Below are 15,516 nucleotides of genomic sequence, written 5' to 3'. Positions count from 1 at the left end.
CCGTTTTGAGTATCGCCCTGCCCAGCGCCTGTCTTTCAGACGTTAGATCAACATGATGGGGCCGACGCAAGCAAGGTCTATGCCGGCTGCCGCAGAATTTCCACCGCGGGTTTAGGGCGTCTCCAGCCGCAGCCCATCATAGGCTGGCACCACGCCAGGGGGCAGCGACTGCCGGATGACCTCGTAATCGACGTCGGCGGTCATGTTGGTGATGACCGCACGCTTCGGCTTGAATCGCTCGATCCAGGACAGCGCATCGTTGATGCTGAAATGACTGACATGGCTGGTGTAGCGCAGGCCGTCGACGATCCAGAGATCGAGATCTTCCAGCGCCCCCCAGCTCTCGCGCGGGATGTCGTTGAGGTCTGGCGTATAGGCCGCATCCCCGATGCGGTAACCGAGGGCGGGAATGTTGCCGTGCTGCACCAGAAAGGCGGTCATCGTCACCGCGCCGCCCTTCCCCAGAATGGTCTGGCTTTCTCCCGCCTCGATCGAATGCCGCGTCAGGATCGGCGGATAATCGCTGCCCTCGGGCGAGATGAAGCAATAGGAGAACCGCGACAGGATGTCCTTGGCGGTCGACTGGTTGAAATAGGTCGGAATGCGCCGGCGCATGTGCATGACGACCGAGCGCAGATCATCCATGCCGTGGGTCTGGTCGGCATGCTCGTGGGTCAGGAACACCGCGTCGATGTGATCGACATTGGTCGAGAGCAATTGTTCGCGCAGGTCCGGCGAGGTGTCGATCACGATGCGTGTCGTGCCGTGCTCGGACGTCCGTTCGACCAGCAGCGAGCAGCGGCGACGGCGGTTCTTGGGATTGCTGGGATCGCAGGCGCCCCAGCCGAGCGCCGGGCGCGGCACGCCGGCGGAGGAGCCGCAGCCCAGGATCGTCAGCGTCAGCGTCATGTGGCTCCCAGTCTCAAGCTTTCACCTTCGAGAACAGGCGGAAGAAGTTTTCGCTGGTCTGACGCGAGATCTCGTCAAGGGACACGCCGCGCGTCTCGGCGAGCACTTTTGCGACCTCGACCACGTAGGCCGGCTCGTTGCGCTTGCCCCGAAATTTGCCGGGCGCAAGATAGGGCGAGTCTGTTTCAACCAGGATACGATCGGGCGGCAGTTCGGCTGCGATCGCGCGTAAGGCCTCCGATTTCTTGAAGGTCAGGATTCCCGTGAAGCCGATATAGAGCCCGAGCGACACCGCCTTCAGTGCCAGCTCGCGCCCGCCCGTGTAACAATGGAGCACGGCGCGAAACGATCCCTTTGCGGCCTCCTCTTCCAGGATGCGCGCGCAGTCCTCGTCGGCCTCGCGGGTATGGATCACCAGCGGCAGGCCGGTGGTGCGGGCGGCGGCGATGTGGGCGCGAAAGCCCCTCGCCTGCGCCACCGGCGAGCCGTTGTCGTAGAAATAATCGAGCCCGGCCTCGCCGAGCGCGACGACCTTGGGATGCTGGGTCAGCCCAATCAGCTCGTCCGGCGCGATGCCGTCCTCCTCGTCCGCATGATGCGGATGGGTGCCGACCGAGCAATAGACGTCGTCATAGCGCTCCGCGATGGCGAGCAGGTCCTGCAGCCGGCGGACCCGCGTCGAGATCGTGACCATGCGGGCGATACCGGCGGCTCGCGCCCGCGACACGATCCCGTCGAGATCTTCCGCAAAGTCCGAAAAATCCAGATGGCAATGACTGTCGACCAGCATCGTGCGAACGCCTTCAGGCCGCCGGCTCGACGTAGCGCGGGAACGCCGGCATCGGCGCCGGCAGCGTCGAACCGGGCGCGATGCGCTTCGCGCCGCCGAGCATGTCAAAATTGCGCTCGGCTTCGGGGATGCCGAGGCTGTCGAGCAGCTTGCCGGAGGCGGTCGGCATCGCGGGCTGAGCCAGGATCGCGATCTGGCGCACGACTTCGGCGGTGACGTAGAGCACCGTCTTCTGCCTGGCCGGGTCCGTCTTGGCGAGCGCCCACGGCGCTTCACCCGCAAAATAGCGGTTGGCCTCCGCGACCACGGCCCAGACGGCGTTGAGCCATTGATGAATCTGCTGCGTCGCCATGGCTTCACGCGAGGCCGCGATCATGCCGTCGGCCATCGCCAGGATCGCCTTGTCGTTGTCGCTGAACTCGCCGGGCTCGGGCAGCACGCCGCCGAGCTGTTTTGCGATCATCGACAGCGAGCGCTGCGCGAGATTGCCGAGATCGTTGGCGAGATCGGCGTTGATGCGCGCGACGATCGCCTCGTGGTTGTAATTGCCGTCCTGGCCGAACGGCACCTCGCGCAGGAAGAAGTAGCGCAACTGGTCGACGCCGTACTGGTCGGCGAGGTTGAAGGGATCTACAGTGTTGCCGACCGACTTCGACATCTTCTCGCCCCTGTTGAACAGGAAGCCATGGGCATAGACCCGCTTCGGCAGCGGGATGCCCGCCGACAAAAGGAAGGCCGGCCAATACACCGCATGGAAGCGGATGATGTCCTTGCCGATGACGTGCACGTCGGCCGGCCAATAGCGCCAATTCCTGTCGCTCTCATCGGGGAAACCGACGCCGGTGATGTAGTTGGTCAGCGCATCGACCCAGACATACATCACGTGCTCTTCGTCGCCGGGCACCTTCACGCCCCAATCGAACGTGGTGCGCGAGATCGAGAGATCGCGCAGGCCGCCCTTGACGAAGCTCACGACCTCGTTCTTGCGGGAATCCGGCCCGATGAAGTCTGGCTGATCCGCATAGAGCTTGAGCAGCTTGTCCTGATACGCCGACAAGCGGAAGAAATAGCTCTTCTCCTCCACCCATTCCACAGGCGTGCCCTGCGGCCCCAAGCGCACGCCGTCATCGTTCACGCGCGTCTCGTCCTCGGCGTAATAGGCCTCGTCACGGACCGAGTACCAGCCCGAATAGGTGTCGGCGTAGATGTCGCCATTCGCTTCCATGCGGCGCCAGATCTCCTGGCTGGAGCGGTGATGCTGCTCCTCGGTGGTGCGGATGAAGCGGTCGAACGACACGTCTAGGCGCTCGTCCATCTCCTTGAAGCGGCCGGCATTGCGCGTCGCGAGCGCAGCGGTGGACATGCCTTCGCTCGCCGCCGTCTGAATCATCTTCTGTCCGTGCTCGTCGGTGCCGGTCAAAAAGAACACATCCTTGCCGTCGAGCCGCGCAAAGCGCGCCAGCGCGTCGGTCGCGATCGCCTCATAGGCATGACCGATATGCGGGCTGCCGTTGGGATAGGCGATCGCGGTCGTGATGTAGAACACGTTGTCGCGCGGGGCGGCCACCGCAGGCGCGGCAGCTTGCGGAGAAGCGACGGGCTTCGGCGCGCGCGGGGCCTTGGACTTCGGCGCCTTTGGCTTCACAGGCGCGACGGGAGCCGGTGCGGCGGTCACGGCAGGCGCAACCGCCTTTTTCGCGGCCTTCTTCGCCGGAGCCTTGGCCGGCTTTGTGGCAGCCTGCTTCACCGCCTTCCTGGCGACGACCTGCTTCTTTGCGGCCTTCTTTGCGGCGCCCTTCTTCACGCTCTTCTTGACGGCAGCCTTCTTGGTCTTCTTGACCTTCTTGGCAGCTTTGGCCGCGCGCGCCTTGGCCTTTTTCGCCGCTTTCTTGACGGCCTTCTTCGCAGCCTTCTTGCCGCTCTTGCGTTTGACGGATTTCTTAGCTCGCGTTGCCACCACGAATTCCTTTACCGGCTTCTCGAATTTTGGAAACGGCTCGGCGTTCCGTTATTGTTTTGCGCATGATCTTTTCGGAAAACCGCTGCGCACTTTTCCGGATCATGCTTTAGCGCGTTGCGTCCGCCAGCCAGCCGAACACCGAGAAAACCAAGGGCTTTCGCTCCAGATTGTAGGTTTCGGTGTCGCGCGCGGCGCGGACGATCTTTTCCCATACCTCAGCTAGCCGCGCAAGGCGCGGCAGGTTCTGGTTGGCATTGGCCTCATCCGCATGCAGGCGCTCCGCAATCCAGCGGTCGATGCCGTCGATGAAGGCCGCAAGCGCCACGCGGTCGCTTGTGCCGAGCGAATCGCCGAGCGCGTGCAATTCGCGCGGATCGACCTGCGGCAGGCGCGCGAGCAGCGCCGCCGTGCGCTGCTGAAGCTTCAGGGCCTCGCCACCGAGCAACGTCAGCGTCCGTGCGACGCTGCCCTCGGAGGCCTCGGCCGCCTCGCGCAGCGCGGCATCGTTCGGATCGAGCTCAGCCGCCGAAGCGGCGGCGCCGATCACATCGTTCGTGGCGAGCGGCCGCAGGCGCAGCTTGCGGCAGCGCGACTGGATCGTGGCGAGCACCCGCGCGGGTGCGTGGCTCACCAGCAGGAACAGCGATTGTTGCGGCGGCTCCTCGAGAATCTTCAGAAGCGCGTTGGCCGCGTTCGGATTGAGCTCGTCGACGGTGTCGACGATGCAGACGCGCCAGCCTTCGGCCGCAGCGGTCGAGCCGAAAAAACCGATCGTCTCGCGCGTCTCGTCCACGGTGATCACGGTGCGCATCACGCCGCGCTCGTTGGCGGTGCGCTCGAGCGTCAGCAGGCCGCCATGCGAGCCGGCCGCCACCTGCCGCGCCACGGCGTCGTCGTGATCGATCGCAAGGCTTTCGGCGCGCTGCACGGCCGGCGCCAGCGGCTGCGCATGGGTGAGCACGAAGCGCGCCATGCGATAGGCCAGCGTCGCCTTGCCGATCCCCTGTGGCCCGCCGATCAGCCAGGCATGCGGAATGCGTCCGCTGCGATAGGCATCAAGCAGCGCGGCCTCCGCCTCGCGATGGCCGAACAACTGCGACGTCTCGCGCGGATGCGGTATGGCGGTTTCGCGCTCGGCCTGACGCGGGCTCATACCGACACCACTGACGCAGGCGTTGGCAGCAGGCGCTCGCGCAGCGCCGTCCAGATGCGCGCGGCGACCGTGTCCGGATCGGAATTGGCGTCGATCAGCACGCAGCGCGCGGGATCCTCCGCCGCGATCTTGCGATAGGCTTCGCGGAGGCCCTGGTGGAAGCTGAGCTTCTCGGCCTCGAACCTGTCGGGCGTGCCGCTGCCGCGGCGCGCGGCGGCACGTTGCAGGCCGATCTCGACCGGCAAATCGAGGATGATGGTGAGGTCCGGCTTGAGGTCGCCGATCGTCACCCTTTGCATCGCGTTGATCAGACCATCGGGCACCTGGCCGAGGCTGCCCTGATACGCCCGCGTCGAGTCCGCGAAGCGGTCGCACAGCACCCAGACGCCCTGGCTCAGCGCCGGCTGGATCACCGTGCGGACATGGTCATCGCGCGCGGCGGCAAACAGCAGCGTCTCGGCCTCGGGGCCGAGCAGCTTGCCCATGCCCGACAGCACCAGATGACGCATGATTTCAGCGCCCGGCGAGCCGCCCGGCTCCCGCGTCACGCGGATGCGCAGCTTTGCCGCCTTGAGGCGGTCGGCGAGCTTCTTGATCTGGGTCGACTTGCCCGTGCCCTCGCCGCCTTCAAAGGTGATGAAGCGTCCCCGTCCGGACGGTCGCTGTGCAGCGCTCTCACTCATGATCAGAGCTTCTCGGCGCCTGCGCGGAACATGCCGATCACGAGCTCGCTGGCGCCGTCGATCGCGCGGCGCATGGTCGAGCCGGTGCCGATCGCCTCCGCGGCATAGACCGGCGTCTCGACCGCGATGTTGCCGCTGCGCCAGACCCTGACCACGCCGACCCGCTGGCCGGCCTCGATCGGCGCGCGCACCGGGCCACTATAGACGATGCGCGCAATCAGCTTGTCGCTGCCGTTCTTGTGCACCATCACCTTCACAGGGGTCTTGGCGATGAGCTTGACCGACCGGCTCTCGCCGCCGAACACCTTGGCGTAGCCGACGGGCTGCTCGGCTGCGATCAGGGTGCGGGTCTCGAAATTGCGAAAACCCCATTCCAGCATCTTCTTGGCTTCCGTGGCGCGGTCCTCTGGATCGTCAAGTCCGTTGACGACGACGATCAGCCGCGTGCCGTTCTGCACGGCGGAGCCGACCATGCCGTAGCCGCCTTCCTTGGTGTAGCCGGTCTTCAGGCCGTCAGCGCCTTCCATCGAATTGAGCAGCGGATTGCGGTTTTGCTGGCGGATCTTGTTCCAGGTGAACTCCTTCTCGCCGAACAGTTTGTAGAATTCGGGGAAGTCCAGGATGATGTGCCGGGCAAGCATGCCGAGCTCGCGCACCGTCATCTTGTTGCCGGGATCGGGCAGACCGCTGGAATTGGCGAAGGTCGACCTGGTCATGCCAAGCTCGCGGGCGCGCTTGGTCATGAAGTCGGCGGCAAAGATCCGCTCATTGCCCGCCATGGCTTCGGCCAGCGCGATGCAGGCGTCGTTGCCGCTCTGGATGATCGCGCCGCGCAGGAGATCGTCGACCGAGACCTTGCTGTTGATGGCGGCGAACATGGTCGAGCCGCCCGAGGGGGCCCCGCCTCTGCGCCAGGCATTCTCGCTGATCCGATACTCGTCATTCAGCTTGATGTCGCCCTTCTTGATGGCATTGAAGACGACCTCGGCGGTCATCAGCTTCATCATGCTCGAAGGCGCGCGCAGCTCGTCGGCGTTCTTCTCGAACAGCACGCTGCCCGAGGAGGCTTCGATCAGGATCGCGGTCCGGGCATCGCCGTCGAAGCCGGCATCTTCCGCTTTCTTGCCGCCCTGGACGCTCTGGTTGGCCGCATGGAGCGCCCCGCCCCATCCGATAGCCGCCGCCAAAACAGTCGCGATCAGCCCGCGCGCCAGCGTTCCGGCGGTGAGCCGGTTGCGACGAAGCAAAGGAAGACGAAGTGTCATGGCGAAGCCCTGAGAGAGGCGTTCTAACAGCTGGAACAGATGCGAACAACACGCGGTTGGACGCTTGTCGCCGAGATTGCACGATTCTCGCCGCGCCCCTATCGTGACGCCTCATATTTTTCGACCAAACCCCTGAAACAAGGCGGAAAAGCGAATGCCCTCAACCCGCATGATCAAGGCCAACGGGATCGAGCTGTTCGTCCGCGAAGCCGGCCAGGGACCGCTGGTCGTACTGTGCCATGGCTGGCCGGAGCTGTCCTATTCCTGGCGCCACCAGATCCTGCCGCTCGCCGAAGCCGGGTTTCACGTCGTCGCCCCCGACATGCGCGGCTATGGCCAGAGCGCGGCGCCGCTCGACGCGAACGCCTACTCGATCTTCGACACGGTCGGCGACGTGGTCGGCCTGGTCCAGGCCCTCGGCGAGACCAAGGCGATGGTGGTCGGCCATGATTGGGGTGCACCGGTCGCCTGGCACGCGGCGCTGTTCCGGCCGGACATCTTCACGGCGGTCGCGGGCCTGAGCGTGCCGCCGCCGTTCCGGGGCCGCGGCAAGCCGCTCGACCTGCTGCGCCAGGGCGGCGTCACCAACTTCTACTGGCAGTATTTCCAGACGCCCGGCGTCGCCGAGGCCGAGCTCGAGCGTGACGTCGCACGCACCATGCGCATCGTCCTCGGCGGGCGGGGCCTCGCCGATCCCACCGCGGCCATGTTCGTGCAGGAGGGCAAGGGCTTTCTCGGCCACGCCGGCGCTGACGAGCCGCTGCCTGGCTGGCTCAGCGAGGCAGACCTGGCCTATTTCACCGAGGCCTTCCGCAAGTCCGGCTTCCGCGGCGGGCTGAACTGGTATCGCAACATCGACCGCAATTGGGAGCTGACCGCGCCCTGGCAGGACGCGCAGATTCACCAGCCTTCCCTCTTCATCGCAGGCTCGAAGGACGCCGTCATCACCGGCCTGATCGGGGCCAAGCGGGTCAACGAGCTCGAGCGCGTGCTGCCCAATCTGAAGCGCAAGCTGATCATCGAGGGCGCCGGCCATTGGGTGCAGCAGGAGCGGCCCGACGAGGTGAATGCAGCGCTGCTGGCGTTCCTGAAGGAGAGCGCGGGCTAGTACAGGCCGCGGCCGCTGAGGATGCTGCGGGCTTCGGCCGCGCCGTCCGAGGCATAACCGACGGAGGGAGCAGTCTCGCTCGCGTAGCGGCCGTCCTCGCCATAGGACACCGCGCGGGTGTTCTGGAGCGCCCGGCCCCGGCTGCGGCTCGAAGCCGACATTTCCGAGGTAGCATTGAGCGAAGCCATATCGGCCGAGGTACTGCCGAGATTGTACGGCCGCCCCTCCGGCATCGGGACCTCGCCGCGAATGGCACCGCGGGTCGAGGACGGCAGCTCCGGCACAAACGGCTTGGCCGAGGCGACCCGGACCATCGAGGGCGACGGCGCCGGGACGCCGGTCCGCAGGGTCGCCAGAAGCTGACGGTCGTCGGAGCCTTCGAGCGGCGCCCGGCCGACATATTCGACCCGGACCTTGGCAACGCCGTTCCCTTTGAATTCAAGGAGTTCGGCGGCCTTGTTCGAGACATCGATGAGGCGGTTGCCGTGATAGGGCCCGCGGTCATTGACGCGGACGATCAGCGACTTGCCGTTCGAGACGTTGGTCACCCGCGCATAAGACGGCATCGGCAGGGTCGGATGCGCGGCGGTCAGCGAGGTCATATCGAACACCTCGCCATTGGCGGTCAGGCGGCCGTGGAAACTGTCGCCGTACCAGGAGGCCATGCCCTCAGCTCGGTAGTTGACGTCCTCCTCCGGCACGTAAGTCCGGCCCGCCACGACATAGGGCTTGCCGACGCGGTAGGTGCCGCCGCCCTTCGGGACCGGATCGCCAAAGGCCACCACCCGCGGGCTCGAGGACACGCCGTATTTCGGATCGACCCGGCTGGCGAACTTGTTCGAGGAGGCGCAATTGGCGAGCGCAAGGCAGGTCGCGACCGCCGCAACACCGCGCGCGGCTCGCAAAACCGAATCTGACCGACGGATCCCCATGCGCCCCAAATACCACTTCGCCGGAGGCGTACCCAACCCGCTTTGGCTACGGGGAGCGCTGTCCGGTCAGTCATCTCATCCGAGGCGGCCCACCACCGTCTCGGAAGCGGTAACGATAACGCAACCCGAACGCGGCGGAAATGGGGAGCCCACGGCGATCACGCCGGGATGGTAAACGAGACGTTCGCATTTTTCCGTTGTTCTACGGGGCGATGGCCCCCGCACTGTGCCAGTGCCGGACAGTCTGTTGCGCCAAATCCTCACTCCACCCCCATTGTCGCGGCGCTCACCGAAATTCTTTTGACTGTGCAAGGCCGCCCGCGTTCTCTCGGATGCGAGGGCAGGATTTGGAATTTAACGATGATCGAGACGGTTTCGGCACTGATGGGTCTGGTAAGCGCGGGGATCTTTCTGGCCCATGCGTTCGAGGGTTACCGCACGAGGGCCTGAAGGCACTCGCGCGGACGGCAAGCATCACCTCTTTCACAGCGGCGCGTTCGGACGGTCTTGGTCGATCCACTCGCGCATCGAACACGAGAGCGGCAGGTGTCCCATGCGTAATCATGACCTCGTATCCGATGGCTTCCTGGCCTTGACCGCCGGCGGCTTGGTGCTGCTCTGCTCGAGTCTCGTCGCGTTGGCGTTTGCCTGAACCGCACGTCCTCCTGTCCAACACGGGTTCTCTCCATTGCGGCGCAGCAGGCCCGGCTGTCCCCGCTCCCATTCAGTTGATTGAATTATTGCGTTCGGCGCCTCGACCAATTGCAAGAGGCCATCACCAACGAGGGTGACGCAAATGCTTGCCGAGAAGTTCTTCCTGGTCTTGGAATCCCTGATCCGCGGCAACCGCACCTATCCGGATGGAAGCCCCCGGGTCATCAGCACCTCCCCGCATGTGCCGGTCAGGCTGCCGTCAGCGAAATAGCCGGCGGGTCCGCCAGCCGCCGAAACCCGCCGCTCAGCGCAGGCCCAACAGCGAGCGGCGGTAGAAGCCGCCGCGGGCCTCGTTCTGGCAGACGAAGCTGCCGTCGAAGCCCTGGCCGTAGCGCTTTTGACCCTTGCGGTAATAAACGCCCTTGCCGAAGTCGAGCCAAACCACCTTGTCGCGCGGGCAATGACGCTGGGCCTGCGCCTCGTAGCGAAACGGCGTCAGCGGCGTCGCCGAGACCTCGGCGCCACCTGCAGCGACCAGCATGGCGCCGGCGCATGCGATTGCGCCGGACCATTTGCCAAAGCTGACCCGTGACATGCCCCCACCTCCCGCTCGCCGCCGTCTCCGGCGGCTGGCACGGTAGCACGAAACGGCACAGCCCGCGGAAGGCGGCAAGCGCGCCGAATGAACGCGGCAGCGGGTGTCATTGCCGATCCGCTTCGAGCTGCGCCAGCGCCTGGTGCAGACATTCCTGAAGCCTCTGCGCGACCTGCTCGCGCGCGATCCCCTTGCCTGCGAGATCGCCCGCCACCTTGCCGACCACATCGTCCATCGTCCGGCTATCCAGATGGTCCGTCACCAGCGCAGCCGCGTAGCTTGCAGCGGCATCGCCACTGAGCCCGAGCTGGCCCGCGGCCCAAAGCCCGAGCAGCTTGTTGGACCGCGCCGTGGCCTTGAACATCAATTCCTCGTCGTGGGCGAATTTGGCTTCAAAGCCCCGCTCGCGCTTGTCGAACGTGGTCATGGTCAGCTCCATTCTGCGTCGCTGATGAGGATCGGACTTGTCGGGAGCGAACGTCTCCGTGGTTCAGGTCAGTTTTGGATCATCAGAAGCTTCCTCCCGGAAGCGAAGCTCCGTCAAGCCTGCCGATGGGAAGCAGACACCCAAGCGACATTGGCGGCCGACAATCAAACGCAGGCCGCCAGCAGATGCGATTTTTTGGAAATTGCGCGGCTAAGCGCGTTCGCTCAGCCCTTCGCCGCCGCCGCTTCGCGCGCCAGCCGCTCGGCCTTGAGCCGTTCCTTGTTGGCGTAGAACGCCTTCTGCGCCGCTTCGTGGTCGCGCATGGCCTTCTCGGCCTCCACCCGGCGAGCCGCATCGCGGGCGTGGCGCTGTTCGGGGGTCAGGGGTTTGCGTCGGAAGGAAAGGTCTTCAGTCATGGCGAGATAACGCGGCGGTGCGAGAAAAGTTCCGCATGGTCCCGTGAGGAGCCGGGTGCCGACACGAGACTTACGAAAATAACCCCATGCACAGTAGCCAAGTCTTTCTGACTCAAAGCCTTTTCCAGAGAGCACGAGGCGGCTGCGCAGTCGGGCAAAAAAGTCGCCTTCCCCACCTTCGGAAACTCCTCAATCCCTGCCTGCCCCCCAAGATAGCAGGCCTGCGAGCAGATCAGCTGCCCGCGGCGATCTCGATGTCTGCAATCACGGGCAGATGGTCGGAATAGGCCGTCGCCGCTTCGTCGGTCCAAGCTCTCCCGATCCGACTGTCACCGGTTGCATAGATCCGGTCGAGCCGCATCAAGGGCAAGCGTGATGGGAAGGTTCGCAATCGCGTACGGTTGGGACAGACCTGCGCGAGCACGCGCCGCACAGATCGGACCCAGAACCAGTCATTGAAATCACCGAGGACCACGGTTCTCGCCGGTTTCACCAGGCTCACCAGGGACTGCGCCTGGGCATGGCGCTCATGGATACTCAAACCGAGATGCGTGGCCACGACGCGGACGTCACCGGCAGGCGTCAGCAAGTCGGTGGCGATCGCCCGGCGTGGCTCCCGCTCTCGATAGGAAACGTCCACGATTTCAGGCACGCTGCAGAACGGAAAGCGGCTCAGCAGCATCTGGCCATAGTCACCATCCTCGGTGACGATCGACTTGGCGTGCACGCGGTGATCTCCGATCACGCTTGCCAACTTCCCAAATGGGTCGTCCGATCGCGACCGCGAGTCGACCTCCTGCAGTGCGACGACATCAGGGGCCCATTTGCGCAGGATGGAGCAGACGCCTTCCAGGTCGAATTTCGGATTGAGATTGAACGTGCCGTGCACATTCCAGGTCATGAAACGCACGGCCGCCATCAGCGCCTCCCGGCGAGCCATGTCGTCACGAATTGCGCGCCGGCGCAGACCCCGAGCCAGCCGAGGAACGCCAGTACCAGCAGCAACATGTTGCTCCAGGACGCATTTCTGGCGAGCTCTGCAATCTGCGAGCCGAGAACCGCCATGGCCAGGATTCCGGGCGTGCTGCCCAGCAGAGTTCCCACCATGAAGTCACGAAGAGGCAGCGTGCTCGCACCTGCCACGACGTTCACCACCGAGAACGGTGCTATGGGAAGCATCCGGATGACGACAACCGCCAGGATGCCCTTCCCGACCACGCGTTCCTGGATGCGCGCGGCACGTCGACCCAGCAGACGCTGAAGCCGTTCCCGGCCGAGGAAGCGGCCGATCGCAAACAGGATCAGAGCGCTGAGCAGGACGCCCGCCATTGCGGTCGCGAACCCCAGCCACGGCCCGAGTGCGGCGGCCGTTGCCGCAATGAGGACGAGAACCGGAAAGACGACGAGCCCGCCAAGGACGAAGGCTGCGATCGCCAATGGCGGCCCCCAGATGGACTGCGAATAGGCAGACAGAAGCGCCGAAAGATGACCTGCATCGGCGAGATCGCTCAAGGACGTGTACGACCAGGCCAGCGCCAGCCCGAAAAGCGCCACGGCTATCGCAACGATCCCGATGATGGTTTTCGTCGTCCACATGCGAGAGGCCGCGCGCTCCAGATGAAGGGGCAGCTCAGGGTCCGCCACAGGCTGAACCAAGCTGGCCAGCGTGCTGGTTAGAACCGAAGACTCGACTTTCCGCAACGTCTTGGCGCCACGAGATGTGGAGACGTCGTCCAGCAGTGCGAACAGCCGATGCTCGTTTTCGCCAATGGCTTGTTCGTCGAGACCGCAGAAATGCGCGATCAGGCGACGGCGGACCGAGGCGATGAAATCCCGATGCTCCTCGGATTCAGCTTCGAAAATGAGGTCGCATTCGCTGTCGGCGCCCATGGACCGATTATTCAGATTGGCCGAGCCGATCCGCAGGACCCGGTCATCGACCACCATGAGCTTGCTGTGCACCATCACGGCAGCTTCCTTATTTCCGCTGCGGGAGACCGGATGGACGAAGCGGATGCGATCGGCCACTCCGGCCGAGCTGAAGCAGTCGATGAAAGCGCCGCGGCCGTTCTGCATGGCCTGGGACTCAAGCCACGAGGAATGCAGTTTCGGAGCGACGACCAGAACCCGAAGCGACGGCACGCGACACATCTGCTCCGCCAATTCGTGCGCCATCCTGGTCGCGCTGGTGAACTGATTTTCGATGTACACGAAGCTCGTTGCCGAGCGGATCGCCGTAATGAAGGAGCGTTCGACCTCCCTGATGGTCGAGCCTGCCGGACAGACCACCTCGGTCCTGGCGATCCCGACCGGCAAATGCTCGGCATCGACAGGCACGTTCGCCGGCCAGCATCCGTTGTTCGACGCGCGCCGCTCATCGGCCTGTTGGCCTGCCGCACGCCAGCGTTGCTCGACGAGGGCGAACAGCTGCTCCGCGGCATCCCCGTCGACCAGGCACTGAACATCGTGAAACGGCGGATAGGGCTTGCGCTGAGGATCGCAGCGCAAGGCGTTGTCGGCGCGGTGGTCGCTCGTGTCCCAGCGCCTGATCGTCAGATCAAGGCCGCCGACGAACGCCAGTGAACCGTCGACACAGACGATCTTCTGGTGTTGCGCCGAACCGAACGGAAGCGTGGCGTCCAGATGAAACCGGACGCGGCCATCGGTGTCGGCAGTGAATTTCGCTGCGGAATTCCACTCCCTCTCGGAAGCGTAAAACGAGACGAAGTCCCAGACGAGAATGTTGATGCGCAAGGCGGGCCGGCGCTGCACCAAGGCGCGCAGGAACGGACCAAGCTCCTCAGGCAGGCCATCATCGGCACGTCCGGAATCTCCGACCAGCCGCGTCTTGCTATGGATATCCCAGCCGACGATATAGACGAGATCCTGCGCCTCCAGCAGGGCCTCCCGCAGGGCTGCGAAATAGGCGGCGGCATCGTTCAGAACCGTCACGCGCCGCGCCCTGCACCGCCGCCAGACGGTGTCGCCGGGAGTGAGTGTCGATGCGCTCTGAAGCAGGTGGACCTCGCAATTCGCGTTTGCGTCTAAACGCGCTGGAGGCTCAAGGGGTTCCACGCGATCAACGGCTGCGGTTCGATGCGAATGCCGAATGTCCGGCGTCCTCTGTGCCCGTCGCACAAGTCGTCATTTGGTGCGGACAAACTTCGCGCCGGCGCTCCTCAACACATCGACAATTTTCTCAGGGGCATCGCCGTGAAAATCGACGGAAACCTCGATCAGGCCTTCCAGCTTCTGCCGCCCCTCCGGTGTGGGCGCTGTCTTGACGTCAGGACCTGCCGCGCGTGTTCCCACCGTGTTCGCAGCGCCGGCAGGCTGGACGAAGACGTCGCCTCGCGGCACGCCGCATTCCTGCACGACATGCTCAACCGCAAGCTCGGCGCCGCGGCGCGTGTCGAATTCTCCAATGATGGTGCTTTCCAAAGGCTGCTCTCCATGTGGTCGAGAGTGCGAACAACAGGCGAGCTGGAGCCAAGTTCCTGAAATTACCGGCACCGTCTCGAAGCTAAATGACCGTTTGAAGCCGCCGTCTCAGAACCGAACTACTCCGAGCAGGAAGAGCAGCGCCACCGTGACCAGGCCGGAGATCAGCAGCGAGCCGAGACATCCCAGCCGGTTCGAGAAAAAGAAGAACATGCGTTGCCCGCTGTGAAGCTTGCTGTCGGGCTAATCTCTCACATTCGATAGCGTTCCTGACGCAAGTCCGTGCATCCCTTGGCTCGAGCGCGCTGCGCTTTCGTCCACGGTGTCATTGAGACAGGTCAACACAGGCAAGCCGAAGCTCTGGAATTCTGATCGCGACAACGCAACGGAGGCGGCCATGCCACAGCAGAGCAGCATGCATTTCCTTCTCAATTGGGCCAAGGAGCGGATCGACGAGATGGACGCCGCGTTGGCGTCGTTCGAGGTCAAGGCCGGCCAGGCCAAGGCTGAGTCCAAGGTCAAGACCGATCAGCTCCTCGCCGATCTGACCCAGCGCCGCGACGAGTTTCAGGCATTGCTCAAGGCCAAGGCGCAGGCGGGTGAAGCGGCCTGGGCCGACGCCAAGGCCGATCTGGAGCGGCAATGGAATGGATTCGAAGCCCAGGTGAAGACCTATTTCGAGGACGCTGGCAAGCAGCTCGAGCAACAGCAGGTCACGTTCAAGGGCATTGCGGCAGCACAGGCCAAGGCCTGGCGCGAAGCCGCAGACAAGTTCCGCGAGGCCGCGGGCAAGGTTGCCACAGCCCGCGCCGCGGACGTCGAAGCCGCGCTCCAGCAGTTGAAGTCCGACGCCTCCGAGGCGGAAGCACGTCTGCAGAAGTTGAAGCAGGCGGGCAGCGATTCCTGGTCTGTGATGAGCGCCGCACTCGCCGAGTCCCGCAAGGCCTTCGATCAAGCCAATCAGGCCGCGTGGAACGCGCTGAAGGGTAGTGATACCAAGAGCTGAATTGAGAGAGGCGGCCCCGCATCGGCCGGGGGGCATGATGATGCAGGGCCGCCGGACGGCTCCTGCCCCGTGAAACCGAGACCGTCGCCGGTGCAACAAGCCACCTGCCGAGAGGACGTTCCCGCCCTCTTCTCAATGTCTTCAGCTGTGACCCAATTCCCACACACAGCCTGCGTC

General features: G+C 64.6%; 16 protein-coding genes. 3 read left to right on the top strand and 13 right to left on the bottom strand.

What is annotated here, in order from left to right:
- Positions 1-111 precede the first annotated feature (111 nt).
- From ABIA40_RS11570 to ABIA40_RS11545, 6 genes are all read right to left on the bottom strand, one after another.
- The gene (locus ABIA40_RS11570; RefSeq protein ID WP_404541098.1) at positions 112-909 is read right to left on the bottom strand and encodes an MBL fold metallo-hydrolase; all 798 of its coding nucleotides are present in this window, start codon (positions 907-909) and stop codon (positions 112-114) included.
- Between the two features lie 13 nt (positions 910-922).
- Positions 923-1,699 carry a TatD family hydrolase gene (locus tag ABIA40_RS11565; RefSeq protein WP_404541097.1) on the bottom strand — a complete coding sequence of 259 codons (777 nt, stop codon included), beginning with the start codon at positions 1,697-1,699 and terminating at the stop codon, positions 923-925.
- A gap of 13 nt (positions 1,700-1,712) precedes the next feature.
- Positions 1,713-3,656: a methionine--tRNA ligase gene (metG, locus tag ABIA40_RS11560; RefSeq protein ID WP_404541095.1), complete on the bottom strand. Its 1,944-nt coding sequence runs from the start codon at positions 3,654-3,656 to the stop codon at positions 1,713-1,715.
- Between the two features lie 109 nt (positions 3,657-3,765).
- Positions 3,766-4,812, bottom strand: coding sequence for a DNA polymerase III subunit delta' (locus ABIA40_RS11555; protein ID WP_404541093.1), 1,047 nt, complete (start codon positions 4,810-4,812; stop codon positions 3,766-3,768).
- Entirely contained in the window at positions 4,809-5,495 is a 687-nt protein-coding gene (gene tmk / locus ABIA40_RS11550) for a dTMP kinase (protein WP_057029203.1), read from the bottom strand. The genes ABIA40_RS11555 and tmk overlap by 4 nt, the downstream gene beginning before the upstream one ends.
- Before the next feature lie 2 nt (positions 5,496-5,497).
- Positions 5,498-6,760, bottom strand: coding sequence for a D-alanyl-D-alanine carboxypeptidase family protein (locus ABIA40_RS11545; RefSeq protein WP_404541091.1), 1,263 nt, complete (start codon positions 6,758-6,760; stop codon positions 5,498-5,500).
- A gap of 154 nt (positions 6,761-6,914) precedes the next feature.
- Here ABIA40_RS11545 and ABIA40_RS11540 point away from each other — a divergent pair, with 154 nt between their 5' ends.
- Entirely contained in the window at positions 6,915-7,868 is a 954-nt protein-coding gene (locus ABIA40_RS11540; protein ID WP_404541089.1) for an alpha/beta fold hydrolase, read from the top strand.
- On the opposite strand, the gene ABIA40_RS11535 is transcribed toward ABIA40_RS11540, so the two are convergent.
- Positions 7,865-8,800, bottom strand: a complete 936-nt coding sequence (locus ABIA40_RS11535; RefSeq protein ID WP_157284448.1) for a septal ring lytic transglycosylase RlpA family protein — start codon at positions 8,798-8,800, stop codon at positions 7,865-7,867. The genes ABIA40_RS11540 and ABIA40_RS11535 overlap by 4 nt on opposite strands.
- 796 nt (positions 8,801-9,596) lie before the next feature.
- Between ABIA40_RS11535 and ABIA40_RS11530 the strand changes: the two genes are divergently transcribed.
- Positions 9,597-9,725 (top strand): hypothetical protein, encoded by a 129-nt coding sequence (locus ABIA40_RS11530; RefSeq protein WP_260347296.1) that lies wholly within the window; start codon positions 9,597-9,599, stop codon positions 9,723-9,725.
- A gap of 33 nt (positions 9,726-9,758) precedes the next feature.
- On the opposite strand, the gene ABIA40_RS11525 is transcribed toward ABIA40_RS11530, so the two are convergent.
- From ABIA40_RS11525 to ABIA40_RS11500, 6 genes are all read right to left on the bottom strand, one after another.
- Positions 9,759-10,049 carry a hypothetical protein gene (locus ABIA40_RS11525; RefSeq protein WP_404541087.1) on the bottom strand — a complete coding sequence of 97 codons (291 nt, stop codon included), beginning with the start codon at positions 10,047-10,049 and terminating at the stop codon, positions 9,759-9,761.
- A gap of 106 nt (positions 10,050-10,155) precedes the next feature.
- Entirely contained in the window at positions 10,156-10,476 is a 321-nt protein-coding gene (locus tag ABIA40_RS11520; protein ID WP_198399782.1) for a DUF1476 domain-containing protein, read from the bottom strand.
- Between the two features lie 224 nt (positions 10,477-10,700).
- Positions 10,701-10,892 carry a hypothetical protein gene (locus ABIA40_RS11515; protein WP_025036310.1) on the bottom strand — a complete coding sequence of 64 codons (192 nt, stop codon included), beginning with the start codon at positions 10,890-10,892 and terminating at the stop codon, positions 10,701-10,703.
- A gap of 232 nt (positions 10,893-11,124) precedes the next feature.
- The gene (locus ABIA40_RS11510) at positions 11,125-11,811 is read right to left on the bottom strand and encodes an endonuclease/exonuclease/phosphatase family protein (protein ID WP_128261649.1); all 687 of its coding nucleotides are present in this window, start codon (positions 11,809-11,811) and stop codon (positions 11,125-11,127) included.
- Entirely contained in the window at positions 11,811-13,967 is a 2,157-nt protein-coding gene (locus ABIA40_RS11505; protein ID WP_404541084.1) for a VTT domain-containing protein, read from the bottom strand. Before ABIA40_RS11505 ends, ABIA40_RS11510 begins: the two co-directional genes overlap by 1 nt.
- A gap of 69 nt (positions 13,968-14,036) precedes the next feature.
- Complete coding sequence (locus tag ABIA40_RS11500; RefSeq protein WP_035999192.1) at positions 14,037-14,333, bottom strand: hypothetical protein; 297 nt, start codon at positions 14,331-14,333, stop codon at positions 14,037-14,039.
- Positions 14,334-14,730: 397 nt separating this feature from the next.
- Between ABIA40_RS11500 and ABIA40_RS11495 the strand changes: the two genes are divergently transcribed.
- Positions 14,731-15,339: a hypothetical protein gene (locus tag ABIA40_RS11495; RefSeq protein WP_275501940.1), complete on the top strand. Its 609-nt coding sequence runs from the start codon at positions 14,731-14,733 to the stop codon at positions 15,337-15,339.
- Positions 15,340-15,516 lie beyond the last annotated feature (177 nt).

It is taken from the genome of Bradyrhizobium sp. USDA 223, from assembly GCF_044909005.1.
In the GTDB taxonomy this organism is placed as follows: domain Bacteria; phylum Pseudomonadota; class Alphaproteobacteria; order Rhizobiales; family Xanthobacteraceae; genus Bradyrhizobium; species Bradyrhizobium yuanmingense.
The sequence above is the reverse complement of the archived record's forward strand: the minus strand, read 5'-3'. Positions and strand labels throughout refer to the sequence as shown.